This is a genomic window from Sulfurimonas limnophila, assembly GCF_059705345.1.
The window spans coordinates 857,483-876,524 of sequence record NZ_AP046127.1 but is presented as its reverse complement, the minus strand read 5'-3'; the positions used below and the strand labels follow the sequence as shown (position 1 = coordinate 876,524).

Annotated in this window: 17 protein-coding genes and 1 CRISPR repeat array; of the genes, 4 read left to right on the top strand and 13 right to left on the bottom strand. The window is 34.3% G+C overall.

What is annotated here, in order from left to right:
* Nucleotides 1–43: 43 nt before the first annotated feature.
* A complete protein-coding gene (locus AC6H33_RS04610) occupies nucleotides 44–790 on the top strand; it encodes a response regulator transcription factor (protein WP_497605783.1) in 747 nt (248 codons plus the stop codon).
* 250 nt (nucleotides 791–1,040) lie between these two features.
* The gene (locus AC6H33_RS04605; RefSeq protein ID WP_497605782.1) at nucleotides 1,041–2,099 is read left to right on the top strand and encodes a tyrosine-type recombinase/integrase; all 1,059 of its coding nucleotides are present in this window, start codon (nucleotides 1,041–1,043) and stop codon (nucleotides 2,097–2,099) included.
* Between the two features lie 102 nt (nucleotides 2,100–2,201).
* On the opposite strand, the gene AC6H33_RS04600 is transcribed toward AC6H33_RS04605, so the two are convergent.
* The 7 genes from AC6H33_RS04600 to AC6H33_RS04570 form a co-directional block, all read right to left on the bottom strand.
* Nucleotides 2,202–3,407 (bottom strand): IS3 family transposase, encoded by a 1,206-nt coding sequence (locus tag AC6H33_RS04600; RefSeq protein WP_497605725.1) that lies wholly within the window; start codon nucleotides 3,405–3,407, stop codon nucleotides 2,202–2,204.
* A 131-nt stretch (nucleotides 3,408–3,538) separates the two neighbouring features.
* The gene (locus tag AC6H33_RS04595) at nucleotides 3,539–4,021 is read right to left on the bottom strand and encodes a hypothetical protein (RefSeq protein WP_497605781.1); all 483 of its coding nucleotides are present in this window, start codon (nucleotides 4,019–4,021) and stop codon (nucleotides 3,539–3,541) included.
* Between the two features lie 12 nt (nucleotides 4,022–4,033).
* The gene (locus tag AC6H33_RS04590) at nucleotides 4,034–5,173 is read right to left on the bottom strand and encodes a hypothetical protein (RefSeq protein ID WP_497605780.1); all 1,140 of its coding nucleotides are present in this window, start codon (nucleotides 5,171–5,173) and stop codon (nucleotides 4,034–4,036) included.
* A 477-nt stretch (nucleotides 5,174–5,650) separates the two neighbouring features.
* A complete protein-coding gene (locus AC6H33_RS04585) occupies nucleotides 5,651–6,784 on the bottom strand; it encodes a DUF4172 domain-containing protein (RefSeq protein ID WP_497605779.1) in 1,134 nt (377 codons plus the stop codon).
* 126 nt (nucleotides 6,785–6,910) lie between these two features.
* Entirely contained in the window at nucleotides 6,911–7,372 is a 462-nt protein-coding gene (locus AC6H33_RS04580) for an outer membrane beta-barrel protein (RefSeq protein ID WP_497605778.1), read from the bottom strand.
* A gap of 135 nt (nucleotides 7,373–7,507) precedes the next feature.
* Entirely contained in the window at nucleotides 7,508–8,176 is a 669-nt protein-coding gene (locus AC6H33_RS04575) for a hypothetical protein (RefSeq protein WP_497605777.1), read from the bottom strand.
* A complete protein-coding gene (locus AC6H33_RS04570) occupies nucleotides 8,173–8,559 on the bottom strand; it encodes a hypothetical protein (protein WP_497605776.1) in 387 nt (128 codons plus the stop codon). The genes AC6H33_RS04575 and AC6H33_RS04570 overlap by 4 nt, the downstream gene beginning before the upstream one ends.
* 158 nt (nucleotides 8,560–8,717) lie before the next feature.
* On the opposite strand from AC6H33_RS04570, the gene AC6H33_RS04565 reads away from it, so the two are divergent.
* Nucleotides 8,718–9,290 carry a hypothetical protein gene (locus tag AC6H33_RS04565; protein WP_497605775.1) on the top strand — a complete coding sequence of 191 codons (573 nt, stop codon included), beginning with the start codon at nucleotides 8,718–8,720 and terminating at the stop codon, nucleotides 9,288–9,290.
* 390 nt (nucleotides 9,291–9,680) lie between these two features.
* Nucleotides 9,681–10,319: direct repeats of the CRISPR family, unit length 37 nt; unit sequence GTCTCAAAATAACTGCCCCGAATATTCGGGGCGAAAT.
* Nucleotides 10,320–10,729: 410 nt separating this feature from the next.
* On the opposite strand, the gene cas2 is transcribed toward AC6H33_RS04565, so the two are convergent.
* Genes cas2 through cmr6 form a run of 3 tightly spaced genes read right to left on the bottom strand, consistent with a single transcriptional unit; the run spans nucleotide 10,730 to nucleotide 13,999 of the window.
* Nucleotides 10,730–11,011: a CRISPR-associated endonuclease Cas2 gene (gene cas2, locus AC6H33_RS04560; protein ID WP_497605774.1), complete on the bottom strand. Its 282-nt coding sequence runs from the start codon at nucleotides 11,009–11,011 to the stop codon at nucleotides 10,730–10,732.
* The gene (gene cas1, locus AC6H33_RS04555; RefSeq protein WP_497605773.1) at nucleotides 11,011–13,242 is read right to left on the bottom strand and encodes a CRISPR-associated endonuclease Cas1; all 2,232 of its coding nucleotides are present in this window, start codon (nucleotides 13,240–13,242) and stop codon (nucleotides 11,011–11,013) included. The genes cas2 and cas1 overlap by 1 nt, the downstream gene beginning before the upstream one ends.
* A gap of 4 nt (nucleotides 13,243–13,246) precedes the next feature.
* Complete coding sequence (gene cmr6, locus AC6H33_RS04550) at nucleotides 13,247–13,999, bottom strand: type III-B CRISPR module RAMP protein Cmr6 (RefSeq protein WP_497605772.1); 753 nt, start codon at nucleotides 13,997–13,999, stop codon at nucleotides 13,247–13,249.
* Between the two features lie 45 nt (nucleotides 14,000–14,044).
* Between cmr6 and AC6H33_RS04545 the strand changes: the two genes are divergently transcribed.
* On the top strand, nucleotides 14,045–15,250 hold the full coding sequence (locus tag AC6H33_RS04545) for an IS3 family transposase (protein WP_497605725.1): 1,206 nt from the start codon (nucleotides 14,045–14,047) through the stop codon (nucleotides 15,248–15,250).
* Nucleotides 15,251–15,309: 59 nt separating this feature from the next.
* Here the strand turns inward: AC6H33_RS04545 and AC6H33_RS04540 are convergent, their stop codons facing one another.
* From AC6H33_RS04540 to AC6H33_RS04530, 3 genes are read right to left on the bottom strand one after another with little or no spacing between them, the layout of a single operon-like run.
* A complete protein-coding gene (locus tag AC6H33_RS04540; RefSeq protein ID WP_497605771.1) occupies nucleotides 15,310–15,561 on the bottom strand; it encodes a type III-B CRISPR-associated protein Cas10/Cmr2 in 252 nt (83 codons plus the stop codon).
* On the bottom strand, nucleotides 15,558–16,943 hold the full coding sequence (locus tag AC6H33_RS04535) for a hypothetical protein (protein ID WP_497605770.1): 1,386 nt from the start codon (nucleotides 16,941–16,943) through the stop codon (nucleotides 15,558–15,560). Before AC6H33_RS04535 ends, AC6H33_RS04540 begins: the two co-directional genes overlap by 4 nt.
* A gap of 4 nt (nucleotides 16,944–16,947) precedes the next feature.
* On the bottom strand, nucleotides 16,948–19,017 hold the full coding sequence (locus tag AC6H33_RS04530; RefSeq protein WP_497605769.1) for a hypothetical protein: 2,070 nt from the start codon (nucleotides 19,015–19,017) through the stop codon (nucleotides 16,948–16,950).
* Between the last annotated feature and the right edge of the window lie 25 nt (nucleotides 19,018–19,042).

Sequence of the window (19,042 nt, the reverse complement as noted above, 5' to 3'; positions counted from 1 at the left end):
GATATAATTAAGCCCAAAAATAGAGATAGAAAGCGGATAAACTTTGAATTCAAAAGAGTTATTAACAAGCACAAAACAGTTATCTATTCTCTTCGTTGAAGACCATGATGACTTAAGAGAAAATATAAAAGAGATTCTAAAAAAATTTTTTGGTAAAGTTGATGGCTCAAAAAATGGTGAGGATGCACTAAAGCAGTATAAAGAGTTTTATATCAGTCATTCTAAGTACTATGATATAGTTATTTCAGACATACAGATGCCACGCATGAATGGTGTTGAACTTGTTGAGAATATTTATATTACAAATCCAGAACAAATTATTATAGTGTTATCTGCTTTTGATGATTCAAAATATCTACTTCCATTAATTAACCTAGGAATTGAGCAGTTCATAAAAAAACCTATTGATTATCAAGACTTGATAAAAGTACTTCAAAAAGCAACAAAAAAAATACTTTTAAAAAATGAACAAAAAATTCACCACTCTAATCCTTTGGTTATAAAATTAGCTGGATTCTGCATATTTAATAAAGAGACAAATATGTTACAAATTGATAACGTTATGGTTACTTTAACAAAATACGAAATTATATTTTTACAAATGCTTACAGACAATGTAGGAAAAATATATTCAAATGAAGATATAACAAAACGTTACAATTCACTAAATGAGAACTTAGATATTATAAACATAAGAAAGCTTGTCTCAAAACTTAGAAAAAAACTATCAGCTAATTGTATTGAGAGTATTTATGGTGTTGGATACAGAATAGTGCCAGATTTTAAATAAAATTTATAACTTATTTTTATTTTTGTTTGAAAGTTCGTTGTGGATGGAGTTTAACAGTGGTGGGTTCTGAGTGACTCGAACACTCGACCACTCCGTTATGAGCCATTGAGACTATTATTCCTTAAGGTACCAGTTGACCCATTTAAGCACTTATTTCAGGGTTTCTATTTCTTATTAATTCTTTTAATAGTATAATTATTTCTACATAAGAGGTACCCCAGGAAGTACCCCGTTTATAAAGGAAGATAATATGGCTATTAATCCAAAAGATTACCCCAATAAAGTAAAGCCAAATCTACATGCAAATAGTTCCTATGATAAATTTTATTATCGATTTACTCATGAAAAAAAAACATATAAAGGTCTTGTAGACCTTTCCAGAAAAACTTGGGGAAAAAGAGATCGAATTAAATATGCTGAAGCTGAACTGCTGAAAGCAAAAGAAGAAGCCACTAGTTCTATAGATACAGATGCTAAAATTTCTGATATTGTTAAACTTTATTTTGAAACACTAAAAGACGGAACATATAAAAATAGTCGTAAATCATACTATGAAAGAAAAGTTGCAAAAGTACTAGGTAATAAAAAAGCTAAAAATGTACTTCCAATGCATATTCAAAAAGTAATTAGTGACAATATAAAGTCTGGTGATAGTCCTAGAACAGCTAAGCAAACAATTGAAGTACTATCTCCTGCATTTAATATAGCTCGTGCAAATAGAATTGTAGTTCACAATCCTTGCTTAGATGTAAAAATTAAACTTCCTAAATCTAAAAAGATTGTTGTAAATGCCACAGATAGATTAACTAATATTTATCATGCGATAATACGACTTTATATTAATGATCCTTACTATAGATCATTTTTTTTATTAGCTCTTCAAGGCAGACGTAAAAGTGAAATTATGAATTTACGATGGGAACATATTTCCTTTGAATATGACTATTATTTTTTAGCAAATACAAAGAATGATGAAGAGCAAAAAGTTTTTCTTCCACCAAATGTTAAAGAGGCTTTGCAACAGTTTAAACATAATGAAGGTTGGGTGTTTTCATCACCTTTTGATCAAACTAAAAGACTATCAGATGCTAAACGTCAAACTGCTAAGCTAAAGAAAGAATTGGGAGATTGGTTTACAATGCACTATACACGTAATGTGATGGTCTCAGCAATGGCAGAACAGGGAATAGATGCCATTTATATGAGTGGGGCATTAGGGCACAACGACCCAAATACTATTACAAAATATTTAACCATGAATTATATGCAAGGATCTAGAATAGCTAGTGATATGATACAAAAATCATAAATATATTATTTTGTACTATTTTAAATTTTTTAGTAATTTATAATGGCCTGAAAAATCAAGACAACTTTTCAGCTTAATTAATTTCCACCTCTAGTTGCTACTCTATACTACACTTTTTAAATATTCAAGATAGAGATTCATTGGTTTTTGATAACCTATGCTTGAATGAAATCTCTTAAAATTATATTTGTACATGTAAGCGTTTACACCTTCTTTTAACTCCTTGATTGATTGATAGTCACTGATATAGATATTGCTATGCTTGAGTGTTCTGAAAAAGCGTTCTATGACAATATTATCAATAGATCTGCCTCTGCCGTTCATTGAGATTTGGATGTCATGTTGTTTTAAAGTTTGAGTATGCTCATAACTTGTGTACTGACTTCCTTGATCAGAATTAAATATCTTTGGCTTTGGATATTTATTTAGTGCCTCTTTGAGCACATCTGTAGCCAGAGTTGCATCCATAGAGTTGGAAATCTTATAAGCTAAAATCGCTTTTGTATGCCAATCTATAACTGCTGCAAGGTACATAAATCCACCGTTAGTTCGGATGTAAGTGATATCTCCGCTCCATACTTCATTTGGTGTTGGAACATAGACTTGTTTAGTTCGGCCTGTTCTTGTCCAGTAAGGTTTGAGTAAATACTCATAAATCTTGTGCTCTGGATTTTTGATGCTAGTCAAACGCTTTTTCGTTGGATAAATCGCTTGTATCCCCATAGATTGCATATATTTAAGCACTCTGTCTTTGCCTATGATGTAACCATCCTCTATGAGCTGTCGATAAATATAACGATATCCATACTCTGAGTTGTCTGTGGCTATTTCGTCTATAGTATGCATTATTTTTAAGTTCTGTTCACTGACTGGCACTGCTTTATAGTAGTGCGTTGCACGGCTTATACTTAAGAGTTTACATTGGGTTGTTTTAGTAAGTTCAAGCCCGTTCTCGACAAGTGTTTTACGCTTATTTAATGAGACCGAGCTCTCTAGCTTTTTTGATAGCCATTCCTTTTCAACAACCGATTTACCAAGTTGTTTTTGAAGCTCTGCTATCTCTTCATCTTTAGATTTTATTTCATCCTTGAACTCTTGAACCGCTTTTGCCGGTTCAAATGCCAATGAAGCATTCTCTAAAAACTGCTTCTTCCAGTTCTGAATAGATTTTGCTGTTATCTGATACTTTGTTGCTAGCTGATTTATTGTTTGATCTTCTTTTAGTAGCTCTAATACAATTTTTGTCTTCTGCTCCGCACTGTATATCTGACCTTTTTTTCGACTCATATTCATCTCCATATATTTCATATTTATTTTATCGTTTTTGGAAATAAATTAGGCAAATCTTCTGTCTTGATTTTTCAGGCCATTATATTCAATGATGCTTTAAATTAGTGATACAATTTTAGGAACTACTGGATTCTAACAGAGCATCTTGATCAGCTCCAATAATGGTCATACTCTTGGATGAGACGTTCAAAGTTTGGGTTCTCTTTTGATACTTCGATCAAAGTATAAATCTTAGTATTCGCAGGAACTTTTAGCATCCCATATTTGAATATTTTTTTGATTTTAGCTTGCTCTAAAAAATAGTTGAAATTTCTTTTGCTCTTACATTTTGCTGATAGTAGAATTCCTTCTGTAATCAAATCTTTGGTATGTGTGCCCATCTGCTGTTTGCCTGATTTGTAGCTTTTTACACAGGATTCTAATGCTTTATCAGGACTTCCAGTAAATGCATAGTATCTGGATTTTAAAAAACATATACTGTAGTCATCTTCTGCGACGTTCAAGTTGTTCTGAAGATATTTAAACATGCTTTTAACTTCACTAAGGTCTTGAGGGCTTTTGTCTTGCTGAGGCAAGAGCTTGATATATATGGAACCCATAACATGGTGCACTTGTGCTTGATGCGAATCCATTGACTGAATATTCTATTCCCAAGTTGAAATAGTATAACTTTCACTAGTTTTTTCTACATAAAGCATAAAGTCATTAAAAAGATCTTTGTATTCTTGCTGGTCACACTCTTGCAACAAGAAATCAACAGGCAAAAATACAGGCATATATTTAAATGCTGTATGTTCATCCAAATAGTATGCACTATCATTGCTCCGTTTTGCTTTTTTGATCAATTTATTGGGTGGGATATCACTATGTAAAACATACTGAATGAACATGAAATATTCATCCCAGTACAAGTCTCTATTTAAAATATTTGGATTAATATGAGAGAATAAACCTTTTTCATAGATTAGTATTCTTAGCTCGTCTTGATCACTATGTAGTTGTTGCATAAAAAATAGTTTACTGAGCAGAAAAAAGTGTTTGATTAGCATGTACACCTGATGTTTTGTATATTGAGTGCTAAGTGCTTTGTATGTATCTTGGACTAAACATGCATATATAAACATATTTTGTAGCTTTGTTGGAGTAATTTCATCTAGGTCAGCGCTAATGTATTTTGCAAGTCTTTCTATGGATTTTATTTCTGGTGTAGTTTCGCCACTTATCCAACTAGCAATATTTTTCCTAATAGTGTTTTCACCCTTATCGTATTCATTGTCATTAAGATGTTTTTCAAGTAGGTATTTAAACATACTTTTTTTATTGTTTATCTTTTTGTTAATCCAGTTAAATAAGAGTTCCATTGGTAGTTGTTTTTTTGATGGTTCTAAGTGAATTAATAAAGGTAATGTGTCCTTAAAAATAATTGATGACAACACTGCTGCAAATGGAATGAAAAAGTCTTTCCATAATAAAAAAATCAGTTGTTTCTCTGAAGCGTTGCAGCTTTCAAATGATAAGGAGAATTCATTATAAAAGTTCAAAAATGAATGCAAGTTCTTTTGTAGATAAATGATTTCAGGTGTATCTGGTTTTTCATAAAATAACTCTAGTATACGATTTACTAGGTCATTGATTTGAGTATTTAGCATTTCTGCTTCAATTTTTTCTTCTTTGGTAAAACGCTCCTGCTTATTCCCATTTTGTTTAATCTCTAACTGCTTACTGAGTAAATGTAAGATATCCCCGCGTGTAGGAAATTTAGCCGTATGAAAATTCGTGTCCAAGTAAATTCCTAGTATTGGAGTGCTTAAGGTGCTAAAGTTTTATTTGAAAGTTTAATACGAAACAGAATCTATAGTTTTGTATTTTATTTTTATAATCTTAAACTAAAGGAGGCAATATGTTAAATATGGCTCAAGAGAAACTTGATTCCTTGTCGGATATCAATAATCAGAATTATGACGATTATCTTTTCGATGATAACGATGAAGAGTAGATAGGTACTCTAACTAGCAAATAAAAATACATTAAAAGGATATGCAATGTCAAAGTCAAGTGGATGTACTCCACCTAAGGGGCCAAGTACAACTGGAAACCCATCTGGTCGTGGTAGAGGGAACTGTCCTTCTAAATAGTAAGGTTTATCACTAAATAGATTAAATTTTATTTAGTAATAAAAATATACATAGACCTATTTAAGGTCTATGTTCAATCTGGAATGACTCTCACTTATATATACATAAACTTATTCAGTTAACACCTTATATTTTAAGTTCATAATAAACACCCCGACCTTTTCCAAAACTCTCAAATATCCTTTTTTGAACTAAATCTGCTATATCCCTACTAGCTGTGAGTCTTTGGGATTTGGTTAAGCTCATATATTTATTTACCCTCATACCACCTTCAAATTTTTCTGGAAGATATGAGAGCATTTTGAGTATCACTTTTTTTTGTCTGTCGTTTAATTTTTCAGCTCTGTATTTATCCCAAAACTTTGCTTTTGTTTGTACTACTTCGACTTTTTGAAGGGTTTCATCGATAGATATTTCAAGAAGTTTTACAAACCATTCTATCCATAGTGTAATATCTTGATTTGTATTTTTACAAACATAATCCAGAACATCATAGTACTCTTTTCTATTTTTATAAATAATGGTAGAGATAGAATAAAACTTTGCATTTGCCAAATTTGACCCAGCTAGTACGTAATCAGTTATGGCTCTAGCGATTCTTCCGTTTCCATCGTCAAATGGGTGTATTAGTACAAAGTAAAGATGAGCTACTATAGCTTTATAGATACTGTTTTGTTCATCTTTAATGTTGAGCCATTTTAAAAAATCTTCCATGAGTCTATCTATACTACTTGATGGTGGTGCTATGTAGTGAATTTTCTCTTTTTCCCAAGGACCAGATACTATTTGCATATCTTGGGCATCATTTCTGTATGCGCCTATTGTGATATCTCTTAATCCTGAGCTTCCTGTAGGAAAAAGTGCTTTATGCCATGCAGATAATCTTTTTTTAGTTAATGGCTCTTTATTTGATTTTGCATCTATGAGTATCTCTATTAGATTATCAGATTGTACGGTATAACTATAATCATCTTCAAGTCCAAGTTTTAAAAGCTTATTGATAGATGAACGAACCGATGATCTTTGAAGTATTTCCCCTTCAATAGCGGATGTTGCTATTGCCTCATCAAGAAGTACCTCAAGTAGCAATTCATTTGAATCGCTCCGATTCATAAAATTCTCTACCATCTTAAGCTGACCAAACTTATAAGTCAGACTATCAAGATTGACATTATCATAAGTAAAATTTGGAAAGTTACTACTCTCCCATATCCATTTTAATTCATTTTCTAAAGAAGCTGTGCTTTGATCTGTTTTCATGAATTTATTGTATCATTTTTTGATATATTTATGGCTTTAAATTGTATCATCTTCCCATATAAAGTAAATTTAATATTTATGCCAATACAGCCTTAGCTGCATTTACGGCAAAAGTTTTGATTTTTATTACCACACAAAGCGGATAAGCGCGTCCATTGTGTTGTAGTCATAGTTGATGTTCAAACTTGAGACTTCCATATCGTATGTTCTGTACTCCATGGCAAGTGCGACATGTTCAAACACCTTGTAAGAGACCCCTGCCCCATAGCCAAAGCCGCCTGCTGATGTGCTTGAGCTGATTGCTTGTACCTGATAACCTGCTATGCCGTAAATTTCAAGCGGTTTTGTCGGGCTGTACCCTAAGTGAAAGTCAACCCCGATACCGTTAAACCAAGAGCTGTCAGAGCCACTGTAGTTCTTAAAATCACCCTGATGGTACGATGTGCTAAACCCAACCATAACATTGTTGCGAAACACTTTGCTAAAACCGTAACCGACACTAAATATAGTCGGAGACTGATCCTCCATCATATCTGCTTTTGATGCGCCGACAAATACATAATTGTCCGCTGCAAGGCCTGACGCCAACGAAATAGCCAAGAGGCTTGATGTGACTAATTTTTTTAACATGTAAATCCTTTGTTTGGGTTTTAAACCCTTTTTTTATTTTACGTCTAAAAGTATATAGGTATAGAACGAAGTGTACATTTCGTTATAAATATTTTAAAACTCAAAATTGAGTCCGAGAGTAGCCTGGTAATTATCCTGCACAACACCTGAGAGCTGAACACTTCCTCCATTTGCCAAAGTGTAAGAGAAACTATATGTGTCCATAATGTAACCGACTCCAAGATGAACTCCTATGTTCTTACTCAAAGCATAAGCCAAATCCAGAAGCAGAGCTATCTCGACAACATCCGTATCTTTTGTAAAGATGGCCTCTGTTGCTTGAGAAGTACCGCTAAATATGTATGAGACATTGGATGTTCCGCTTTGCGTCATAAAGCTCTTGCCCTGTGTCTTTTGCGCTCCAACGCCAACTTTGCCGCCCAGAGAATATGTAAAGTCACCGCTTGTAAAACCGCCGCTAAGACCTATGCCATAGCCACGTTCATCATTTTTAGCATCATCATGCTTCCATGTGTAAGCAAATGCTTTTGAGTAAAGAGGCGTAGAGGCTCTGTAAACTCTCCAAACGCCGCCAAGCTCCAGCTCTGTTCTTCTTCCACCTGAGCCTACCGTGTTACTCATACTCTCTTTGCCATCAAAGTAAGTCGCCTTATCCGTCGATACAAAACCCTCTTTTATAGCGATATGCCAACTGCCATCTTTGGCAGAAACTACCAGAGGGATTACAGCAAGGCAGAGTGCGCTTAAAATATATCTCTTCATGACTTAAACTCCTCAACCAAATTTTTAATTCCTGCACCCATTACTGTAACATAGACATGGTACAAAATAATGGCAACGCTGATAAAGGTCATATCTGATTTTGCGAGCGAGTATTGATATGAACCTGCAATATAGATAAAAACAGTGAACAAAAAAACAAGCCAGTTGAAATGACCAAAGAACTCCCAGTATGACTGATATCTAAATATTGTCACCTTGAGTATCAGCCAAAACATAGATGAACTGATCAGCGCTGCAAGATAAAATGCCAAAAACGGGTCTTCTATGAAAGTCACCCCTTCACGCACGACCGTTCTTATCTTATCGCCGAGAGATCCCACCGATTGAAAAACAATAACTACAAACTCAAAAATTGCTTCCATAACAGATCCTTTTTTCTAGTTTTTTACAGAAAAAAGTTTACATAAACAAAACGAAGCGTACATTTCGTTTTGTTTTATGAGTTCTCTATCATTAGAAGTTTCGTAAATTGAAGTTATAATAAAACCCATAATTGCTAACTTAAATAAAAAGGCTTCAAGTGGGAATAGACGTTGAAATGTTTGCCGTAACAAAAAGTAAAATCACAAAAGAGCAGATAGCCGACCTCTCATATCACCTCTCATGCGCTTTTGGATATGATAATTTTGACATATACAAAAAAAAGAACGGCTCAAACTATGAGTGCAGAGCTCTTGAGAGAGTAGAAGTTATTGGGATAATATCGTTTGAAGATATAACAGAGATATTGCCAAAAGAAGATGAGACATTTATAAGGGTCTCATTTAAAGATGCTTTTTACAGCATTGGGTATGAGAGAGGAAACTTTCCGCTCTATAAAAATGTAGCGGAGTGGCTTGAGGTAAACATCCCGGACGCGGTTATACACTACGGCGGCGACAGCGTTTACCCGACTGAATTTGACAAAGAGACAAGAGAGTTTTTCTGGAACCACTACTGCAAAGTAGGCAATGCGCCTTACTACAGGATGTTTCAAAACAGAGATGAGTTGCCAATGTGCGATTTTTGCAACCACAAGATGCACCCGCACTACTTCTCAAGCAGAGATTTTGAAGAGAGATATATCTGCAACGGATGCGGAGAGATACTCTAGTCATAGATATCATCATAATCCTTTGAGCCGGGTCCAAAGACCCAGTACTCAAAACAACAAGGGTCCAAATAAGCATCAAGTCCATCGCAATCTTCATCTGAACCATCATCAATGACACTGCCCACTATAACCAGGAAGATAAAAATATAAAAAATAGTCTCCATTTCATACCGCCCTATTTAAAACTTTTTAAACACTCCCCCTTTTATACACATAGATAACGAACCTGCTATTTCGTTTGGTTTTATATTGTTTAGAAAATATTTTGTTTTTGATGATTTTAGAAATGATGTTTTGAAATAAAATTGAAAAAAACTACAAAATTAGCGCCCCGAAAATTCGGGGCGAAATTTAGAGCAAAACAATGAATATATAAAGAAAACTCTGGAAGTCTCAAAATAACTGCCCCGAATATTCGGGGCGAAATTCATTTAAAAATAATCACTCATGTGTAAAGGGATTATTAGTCTCAAAATAACTGCCCCGAATATTCGGGGCGAAATATTTAATAGTTGGGCAATATACAAAAAATATAGGTGGTGTCTCAAAATAACTGCCCCGAATATTCGGGGCGAAATTGAAAAAATAATGAATGGAAAAATATCTGACAAAGATGTCTCAAAATAACTGCCCCGAATATTCGGGGCGAAATAAAGGTATCTCAAAGATACCAGGAGTATGAGGTCGTGAAAGTAAACGAGTCTCAAAATAACTGCCCCGAATATTCGGGGCGAAATACCGCGTCTTAAGGAGACATAATGAAAATATTAACAATAGGTCTCAAAATAACTGCCCCGAATATTCGGGGCGAAATTAATTATCATTCAGTTCAAGGATTTATAAGACGAGTCTCAAAATAACTGCCCCGAATATTCGGGGCGAAATAGCGAAACAAACATCGCCAAAAGATATTAATGTTGTCTCAAAATAACTGCCCCGAATATTCGGGGCGAAATCATTCGGATCAAAGTGTGTGCTGGGATGCATACAGAGTCTCAAAATAACTGCCCCGAATATTCGGGGCGAAATAGCCAAGATTTAGGCTATGTAGAGCAGTATGGTAACTACTTGCTTCTTAAAAACTTCCATTTTTTGCCAAGTTTGACAAAAAAGTTCGCAAATGCATAGCATTTTGCAAAATGCAACTATGTAGTTTTGACAATATATTTTCAAAGAGAGCCTATTTTAGGACATTTGTCACTTTAAAAAGTTCGCAAATCACTTTTAGTTTTTTCTAAAAATCGAGAATCTCTAACTTTTTGTTTTCTTTAAGTTTATAAAATGCCTAAAACAGGTAGTTTCAAACTGAACTCTAACTAAAAGTTCGCAAATCTCATAAAGATAATTTTGCATATGCCGTATTTGAAAACTTCTACATGTAGATTTTAGCAAAAAAGAGCGATTTTTGGACAAAAAAAGTTCGAGAATCGTTTTTGAGGCTATATAAACATATCTTTATGCGCAAAAGGGTCCGGTGCATTGGAGATTTCAGAGCACTTGGGCAGGCAGTTCTCACATATGTGGTAGAAGCGAATGGAGTCATACTTTTTGTTTATGAGCTCTTTTTCTTCTATCTCTCGCAGAAGTTTTCTGTGCTTTGTCTGGTTTAGCTCTATCTCATAGACTGAGTAGTTTACACGCGTGCCGTAAGTGTCAAGCAGGTCGGAGAGCTTTTTGCGACGCTTGTCGTTTGTGATGTCATAAGCTACTACATAACGCATCAGTACTTCCCTATAAAGGCTTTGTACTTCGCGCCCTCTTGGTTTATGGCGTGTGAGAGGTTGTGACACTGCGTCTGTATGATATTTTCTACTTTTCGCGACTCTTTTTTCCACATGGTGTAACTTCCCAGTTTCTCTTTTATGTTTTTGGAGATAAGCTGGCGAGAAGATTTGGTGAGCATGCCGTCGTTGCCCAGTTTTATGGGCTCGTCTTTGTTTAGCATACTTATAATGGTTCTATCGACTATAAAGGTGCGAAACTCCTCTATCATGTCAAAGGTGAGTGTCGGCTTCTTCTCATCAAGCGCGTGCAAAAAAGAGATGCTCAAACTAAGCCCCGCATGTACAAGCGAGTGCTGGACTTTGCCGTATAAAATGGCATAACCGTAGTTGAGCGAAGAGTTTACAATATCCTTCGCACCTTGGGTTATGCGCCTCTCAAAAGGGACTTCCAAAACAAGCTTTACAGCCTCCCAGTACGAAGCGGAGATGCTCCCCTCTATGCCCATCAGCTCGGCTACGCTTTGAGCGGTTTTTATCTTTAGCGCATTTAGCTCCATGGAGTCTATATGTTTGTCCAAAAGTCCGTGATATTTGTTGAGATACTTGAGGTAGTTTATCTGGTTTTTTGATTTGCCTCTTATAAACTCACATGCCAGAGTGAGCTGTTTGTCGGTGTTTAGCACCATGGCTTGTTTATGCACGCTTTGAGCTATTGTCGCTTTGTATGTTATGAGCGAAGCGTAGGCGAAAGCGTTATGGTCTATAAAATCAACAGTTATAGAGTTATCGGCACATTTTTTAAGAACATCGGAACTTATGCTAAAGCCTTTGCCCTCAAAGATGATGCGGCTTACCTTGTCAAACGGGTAGGAATTTTTAACTCTGCCGTACTCTTTTATGACAAATTTGTTTTTGGAGATGCCAAGCATCAAACCATGCGTGTTGATATGGAGAGTCGAGTCATTTGCGAACTTTTTTGCGTAGTGGTTTTTCTTTTTGTCTATCTTTGCATGTGACTCTTTGTAGCTTTTGTTTGCAAGATAACGCTCATACCCTTTTGCTATGGCAAGGGCTTTTTTGTCTTCTACCAGCTCGAGTGCGAAAAGCAGCTCAAAGTGAATCTGGTCCAAAAAGATGCGAAACTCTTTTTTTGTCGTAACGGCTTTGGAAGCTTTTGAGAGCGATATTTTATATGCTACACTCTCTAAAAGAGCGTTTTGCAAAAGAATGTGTTGCGTGGAGTTTTGTTCGAGAATCTTCAGATAGTAGTTTTTAAGCGCGTAAAGGTAAGCATTGATATCTTTTACAAACTTGGCAAATCCAGACTTGTCTTTTGAGAGTTTATGTATGCGTGAGATAGCTTTTTGAAGACGCTCATTGTCTACATGTCGATTTCTGCCGTGAAAGTTCACACCCAAAAAGGTAAAGCCGTCTGTGATGTGGACTATTGATGTTTTTGAGTCGTTAAGAGAGAGTTTCATGGAAGCAAGATAAGTTGTGAGCTTCTCCAAACGCTCTTTTGCTTCGGCTTCCTTTTTAAAGAGCATAACAAAGTCATCCGCATAGCGCACAAAAGCGACCTCGTGCTTTTCAAGATACTTGTCCATCGCATCAAGATATATGTTTGAGAGCAGCGGAGAGAGGATGTCGCCCTGATGTACTCCCAAATCGTGCTCATCATAGGTAAAGTTTTTAAAACCGCCAGTTTGGACAAAGAGCGAGATAAGGCGGATGATGCGTTTGTCTGTTATGTGGTAACTTAAAATCTGCAAAAGAGTGTCATGGTCTATGGACTCAAAAAAGTTCTCTATGTCTGTTTTTACTATGTGGTAATACTTCTCGTTTAAAAACTGCGTGACACGGTTGATGGCTTTTAGAGTCGATTTGTCAGGACGGTATGCGTAAGATTTATCTGAGAACTCTTTGTCAAAGTATGGATTTAGCTCTTTGTAGAGCACTCTTTGCACTAACTTGTCCTTTATGGCGCTTAGAGCTATGGGGCGTTTTTCATCACTCCCCTCTTTGTCTATCTCTATCTTTTTTAACGGCTCTGGAGCATAAGTACCCGAGAGAATGAAGTGTGAGAGTTCATCAATATTTTTGGAAAAACCGGAGTAAAACTCTTTGAAGTTTACTTCATCCAGCCCTGTTGCTTTTGCAGAGATCTCACCAAAGGCTTCAGTGAAATGCTCTTTGGTAAAGATGTGTTCTAGTTGGGAGGTGAACATGAGGCTACCCTATAAATTTTCCATAACCTACGTTTGTTTTGGCACCTAAGCCAAACTCTTTGATAAGATACTCAAAAAGCTGTTTTTTCTGCTCCGCTAAAATTATTCCATCTTGCAATAAAAACTGAAATTTAAACTCTATATCTCCTCTAATTTTTAAAATCTTGATAGGATTTGGTTCGCACATCTCATCAGGAACTAAAGTTTTTCCATCCGCAAATGTAAGATTTTTTCTATTTTTATGCGGTGTGATATAGTCCTCAGCAAAAATTTGTTTTGAACCTTGGAAATCAAGATAAGCATCTAAAAACCTGTCTTTTTTATAGATACTTTTTGGTTTGCCTTTTGTATCTAATCCTTCAAAAATTTCTAGTTCTAACTGTTTAATTTCATCTTTGGAAAGTGATACTTTGTCTTTTATTTCGTTCGCTAAAATATCTTGCATAAGTTCACATTTTTCATCTTTGTATTTTTTATTTTTAAACATTGATATATCAATAGATGGAAAATAACTTCTTAAAGCTCCTTTGATACTTGAACCTGGAATAATTGGCAGTCCCGTAGTGTAGTCAAAATAAAATCCATTTTGAAAGTCCCCTTTTGTGTCATCATCTTTTTGAACTTTATCTGATACGGGATGAGGGTAACCAGTACCGACTAAAAGTCCTGGATAGATAGTTTTGAGAAGAAAAGAAGTTTTTGTTTTGACATCAAAAGCATCTTGACTGGCATTAAATATAATGGCCTGAAAAATCAAGACAGAAGATTTGCCTAATTTATTTCCAAAAACGATAAAATAAATATGAAATATATGGAGATGAATATGAGTCGAAAAAAAGGTCAGATATACAGTGCGGAGCAGAAGACAAAAATTGTATTAGAGCTACTAAAAGAAGATCAAACAATAAATCAGCTAGCAACAAAGTATCAGATAACAGCAAAATCTATTCAGAACTGGAAGAAGCAGTTTTTAGAGAATGCTTCATTGGCATTTGAACCGGCAAAAGCGGTTCAAGAGTTCAAGGATGAAATAAAATCTAAAGATGAAGAGATAGCAGAGCTTCAAAAACAACTTGGTAAATCGGTTGTTGAAAAGGAATGGCTATCAAAAAAGCTAGAGAGCTCGGTCTCATTAAATAAGCGTAAAACACTTGTCGAGAACGGGCTTGAACTTACTAAAACAACCCAATGTAAACTCTTAAGTATAAGCCGTGCAACGCACTACTATAAAGCAGTGCCAGTCAGTGAACAGAACTTAAAAATAATGCATACTATAGACGAAATAGCCACAGACAACTCAGAGTATGGATATCGTTATATTTATCGACAGCTCATAGAGGATGGTTACATCATAGGCAAAGACAGAGTGCTTAAATATATGCAATCTATGGGGATACAAGCGATTTATCCAACGAAAAAGCGTTTGACTAGCATCAAAAATCCAGAGCACAAGATTTATGAGTATTTACTCAAACCTTACTGGACAAGAACAGGCCGAACTAAACAAGTCTATGTTCCAACACCAAATGAAGTATGGAGCGGAGATATCACTTACATCCGAACTAACGGTGGATTTATGTACCTTGCAGCAGTTATAGATTGGCATACAAAAGCGATTTTAGCTTATAAGATTTCCAACTCTATGGATGCAACTCTGGCTACAGATGTGCTCAAAGAGGCACTAAATAAATATCCAAAGCCAAAGATATTTAATTCTGATCAAGGAAGTCAGTACACAAGTTATGAGCATACTCAAACTTTAAAACAACATGACATCCAAATCTCAATGAACGGCAGAGGCAGATCTATTGATAATATTGTCATAGAACGCTTTTTCAGAACACTCAAGCATAGCAATATCTATATCAGTGACTATCAATCAATCAAGGAGTTAAAAGAAGGTGTAAACGCTTACATGTACAAATATAATTTTAAGAGATTTCATTCAAGCATAGGTTATCAAAAACCAATGAATCTCTATCTTGAATATTTAAAAAGTGTAGTATAGAGTAGCAACTAGAGGTGGAAATTAATTAAGCTGAAAAGTTGTCTTGATTTTTCAGGCCATTATACAGCATCTTTTGGTTTAGCTATAAATCTATCGTGAAAAAGACCTGCGTGAGCATATGGTTTAAATGCCTCATCTCCTTCATAGGGAATTATAAAACTAAAACCTTTTTTCTCTTTTAGTTCTTTTATAAGCGTTTTCATAAAATAGCTAAAAAGATAACTCCCTACCCAAAGCTCTCTCGTTTTTCTAGCATTTAAAAGTGTCTCATATATTGGTCCTATGGTTAGGGCTATATATTTATTGTTCATTTGAGGTTCCTTTCTGAAGCTCTAAAATTATCTCCAAGAGAAGAGAAGCTTTGTTCACTTTTTGTATTTTCATTCCTATGATGATTTTTGTTATATGTTGAATGAGATGGTTTTTTTGGTTTCTTCATAGAATATTCAACAAAATCACCAAGACTGAAGTCTTTTTTTTGTGGAGTCCTTCTTGTTTCAAGCGGAGTTTTGCTATTGCCATTTTTATATGAAGCCACAAAAGTAAACTCTTTGTCGTAGATTTCATCAGTAGCTTCATTAAGAATTATAAAGATTGATTTTTCAAAAACCCTAAAGTTTAAAGGTGATTTGTATCTCGCAATATTATCATTTGAGCTTATTGAGATTTTTACTTTTAATCCATCTGCTTCTTTGGATAACTTTTTAGCATCGTCAAATTTTCTTTCATCTTTCTTTTGTTTTGCTTCTTGACTTTTTTTACTCGATGAATATGTCAAATATTCATGATTATCAGCTAATCCAAGCAATGCTCTTGCAAAAATATACTTTTCATTTTGAGATGGATTAAATCCATTTTTATCATGGTAATCGTCTTTTAAATCTTTAAACATATCAGGATTTTTTTCTTTAATTTGTTTTTTTATCCATCTTTTTTCCCATCTAAGTTGCTTATCAAAAAAATACTCCATTAAATACGATTTTTGTTTGTTTCTTGAGTTGCCACTTTTAATAAGCTGATATTCGTTATGGATTTTTCTTAACGGCTCACTATCTGATAGTTTATGATAAACAATGTTTCGTCGTTTTAAAGTATCCTCAAAAGATTGCTCTGTAGTCTTTTGTAATGAAAATGAACCAAATCCTTTGTTACTTCGAGTTCCAAAACCTGTAGTGCAGAAAAAATATTCAAGATTATCTTCGATTATTTTTTTTAATTTAGAGTTAAAGCAATGAATTTCAACATTTACTAACTTGTCTTCAAATCCAACTGCCTTGCTGTCTCCAAAATAAGAGCCGACTTTAGATGACATATCATAACTTGGTACTACTGTTTTATATGTTGCATCAGTTTTTATTTGATTTGGATTTGGAAAAATTTTTACCTTGTAGTCAAAAGCAACCTTATCTATGTTTATCAAATAATTTTCATACAGAGATTTATTTTTTTGAAAAACATTTTCAATCAAAAACTTATCAAACTTCGGTTTCAACTCCGTTGCCCTTAGCGTCGCCCCGCTTTGATCACTTTGGAAGTGAATGATAGGGGTGTGTTGTTTGAGTGTGAACTTAACTTTAAACTTCGGTTTCAACTCCGTTGCCCTTAGCGTCGCCCCGCTTTGATCACTTTGGAAGTGAATGATAGGGGTGTGTTGTTTGAGTGTGAACTTAACTTTAAACTTGCTATTGTTCATGATTCTACTTTGTTTTAAATTTTAAATATATTGGTATTATTGAAGCAGATAGAACTACTAAAATCGTAGATGTTATACCTTTATTATTCAATAGCAGATCAGGTAAATACCCACCAATTCCATCTAGATAATTCATACCTAAAAATCCTGTAACTATAGAAGCTGGAAATAAAGCACCTCCAACATAACTAATAAGATTTAATGATTCTGCTGATTTTTTCTCACTTTGTAATTCTACATATTTAAAAAGTTCTTCTATCTCATTATCTAAATCCTTTACATCTCTTTCTATTTTTAAAATATCTAATGCTTTTTCATAGAGTTCAAGTCCTTGATCTTTGGCTGTAATCTCTCTAAAATAGTATTTGTTTATAAATTTTATGTAATTCCTGTAAGTATTATTCACTTGACCTGATATATCTTTTGTATCTATACCATTAGCAATTCCACTCACATCATCTGCAAATTTAAGTAAAGTGGCTCTTACCATCAAAAGCAAACTAAACATACTAAAATACATAGTTTTCATATGTGGTAATGGAAAATCACTATTTGCCAAACACACAAAAGAGTACCTACTCATGCCATACGTAGTTTCATAATCTTTCCATCTATCATAAGTTGCTTTTTTGATTAATTCTTCTTGCATGGTTTGGCTTTGAACCGTTTTGCCATCGCCATCTATAAAAACATATTCATACCACTTATCATTGCATAAATAGTTTTCTTTTACTTCATTTGCAAATTTTGGATTATTCAAGTAGCTAATGGTAAACATTCTATCATCAACTGCTGGTTGAATATCTCCAATAAGCTTAGTGATAATTTGAGATATTCTTGGAGCATTGTTCTCATTTTTGCTATTAAAAGTTTCAGGTATATCATCTAATTTTATATATTCTGCTACTAAATTGCAATTATTGTCGCCATCTAAATACTCAGGGTATATTCTTCTTCCATACTCATTTATCTCTAAAATTTCTTGTTTATCTTTATAAGTTTTATTTTCAAGATGAAAAGAGAGTATCCCTACTTTAAAATCATCAAAAATTCTTAACGATAATTTTTCAATACCAAGTTTATATGTTTTTGAGTGTCGTCTAATTTCATCACTACCATATTTTTTTAAATCTTTTGTTTTGAGTGTGAAAGTTTTATATTTTATATTTTCATATATTTCACAATTATCAAACATGCTTTTTATAAAAAATTTATGGAAGTATGCTTGTTGATTATAATCAACTTTAGCATCATCTAATTTACACCAATTCTCTATTACACTCTCTTTACCTTTATATTTAAATGGCAACATAAAAGTATGGTAGCTGTACAACTCATCTTTTTTCATTTTTATAAACTCATCTATTAATTTTTTTGTTTCATCTTTGGTTAGGGCATCTTCTTTGATGCCTACAAAACCAAAATCTCCACCGCCGTAATAATATCTTGACTCTGTAACATTTTGAGTACTTAAAAAATCTAAAATATTGCTTTTTTTGTAGCCGTAAAAGACTATTTTTGAATCGTTGTAGATGATGTAGTTGTTATACTCATAAAAAGCCAAATCACTTACTGCGCTGAAATGAGATGTTTTTGAGTAGATGACATTTGATTTATCACTTAATGCAATATTGAAAGATTGCAAGGCTAACTCTTCATCCTCTTTTGTTACACCTTGAGAAGCTCTATCTTTTGCTCTTATTTTATCTATCTCTTCTTGTTTTTCGCAGAGCGATTTCATACCGCTTATGTAGCGGCTGTCGTTTGCGGCAATGAGTTTTTGCTCTCTTGTTAGTTCGATGCCCAAAATCTCTGCCACCTGTTCCAATGAAGATTTTTTATGGTCGTTTTTGCCGTGATGGTCAATCTCTACATAGTTGCTTGGAGGAGTTATGTCCTCTTCCAGCTCAATGCCATAAATAGTTCCTTCAAAGTTTAAAAACTCTTTATAGTCGCTTAGTTTAGCACCCCAAGCAAGATTATTATCTGCAGGCTTTATACTGTTGTTTTTCAATAAATCTCTGATAGCATCCATTTCAAGATCATTTCCACCAAGTAAAAATAGTTGTTTCATAACTCTTCCTAAAGTTTTAAATATT

Coding starts and splice junctions, on each gene's coding strand:
- AC6H33_RS04605 (WP_497605782.1), top strand. CDS start 1,041: ATGGCTATTAATCCAAAAGATTACCCCAATAAAGTAAAGCCAAATCTA.
- AC6H33_RS04600 (WP_497605725.1), bottom strand. CDS start 3,407: ATGAAATATATGGAGATGAATATGAGTCGAAAAAAAGGTCAGATATAC.
- AC6H33_RS04595 (WP_497605781.1), bottom strand. CDS start 4,021: ATGGATTCGCATCAAGCACAAGTGCACCATGTTATGGGTTCCATATAT.
- AC6H33_RS04585 (WP_497605779.1), bottom strand. CDS start 6,784: ATGAAAACAGATCAAAGCACAGCTTCTTTAGAAAATGAATTAAAATGG.
- AC6H33_RS04575 (WP_497605777.1), bottom strand. CDS start 8,176: ATGAAGAGATATATTTTAAGCGCACTCTGCCTTGCTGTAATCCCTCTG.
- AC6H33_RS04570 (WP_497605776.1), bottom strand. CDS start 8,559: ATGGAAGCAATTTTTGAGTTTGTAGTTATTGTTTTTCAATCGGTGGGA.
- cas2 (WP_497605774.1), bottom strand. CDS start 11,011: ATGCGTTATGTAGTAGCTTATGACATCACAAACGACAAGCGTCGCAAA.
- cas1 (WP_497605773.1), bottom strand. CDS start 13,242: ATGTTCACCTCCCAACTAGAACACATCTTTACCAAAGAGCATTTCACT.
- AC6H33_RS04545 (WP_497605725.1), top strand. CDS start 14,045: ATGAAATATATGGAGATGAATATGAGTCGAAAAAAAGGTCAGATATAC.
- AC6H33_RS04540 (WP_497605771.1), bottom strand. CDS start 15,561: ATGAACAATAAATATATAGCCCTAACCATAGGACCAATATATGAGACA.
- AC6H33_RS04535 (WP_497605770.1), bottom strand. CDS start 16,943: ATGAACAATAGCAAGTTTAAAGTTAAGTTCACACTCAAACAACACACC.
- AC6H33_RS04530 (WP_497605769.1), bottom strand. CDS start 19,017: ATGAAACAACTATTTTTACTTGGTGGAAATGATCTTGAAATGGATGCT.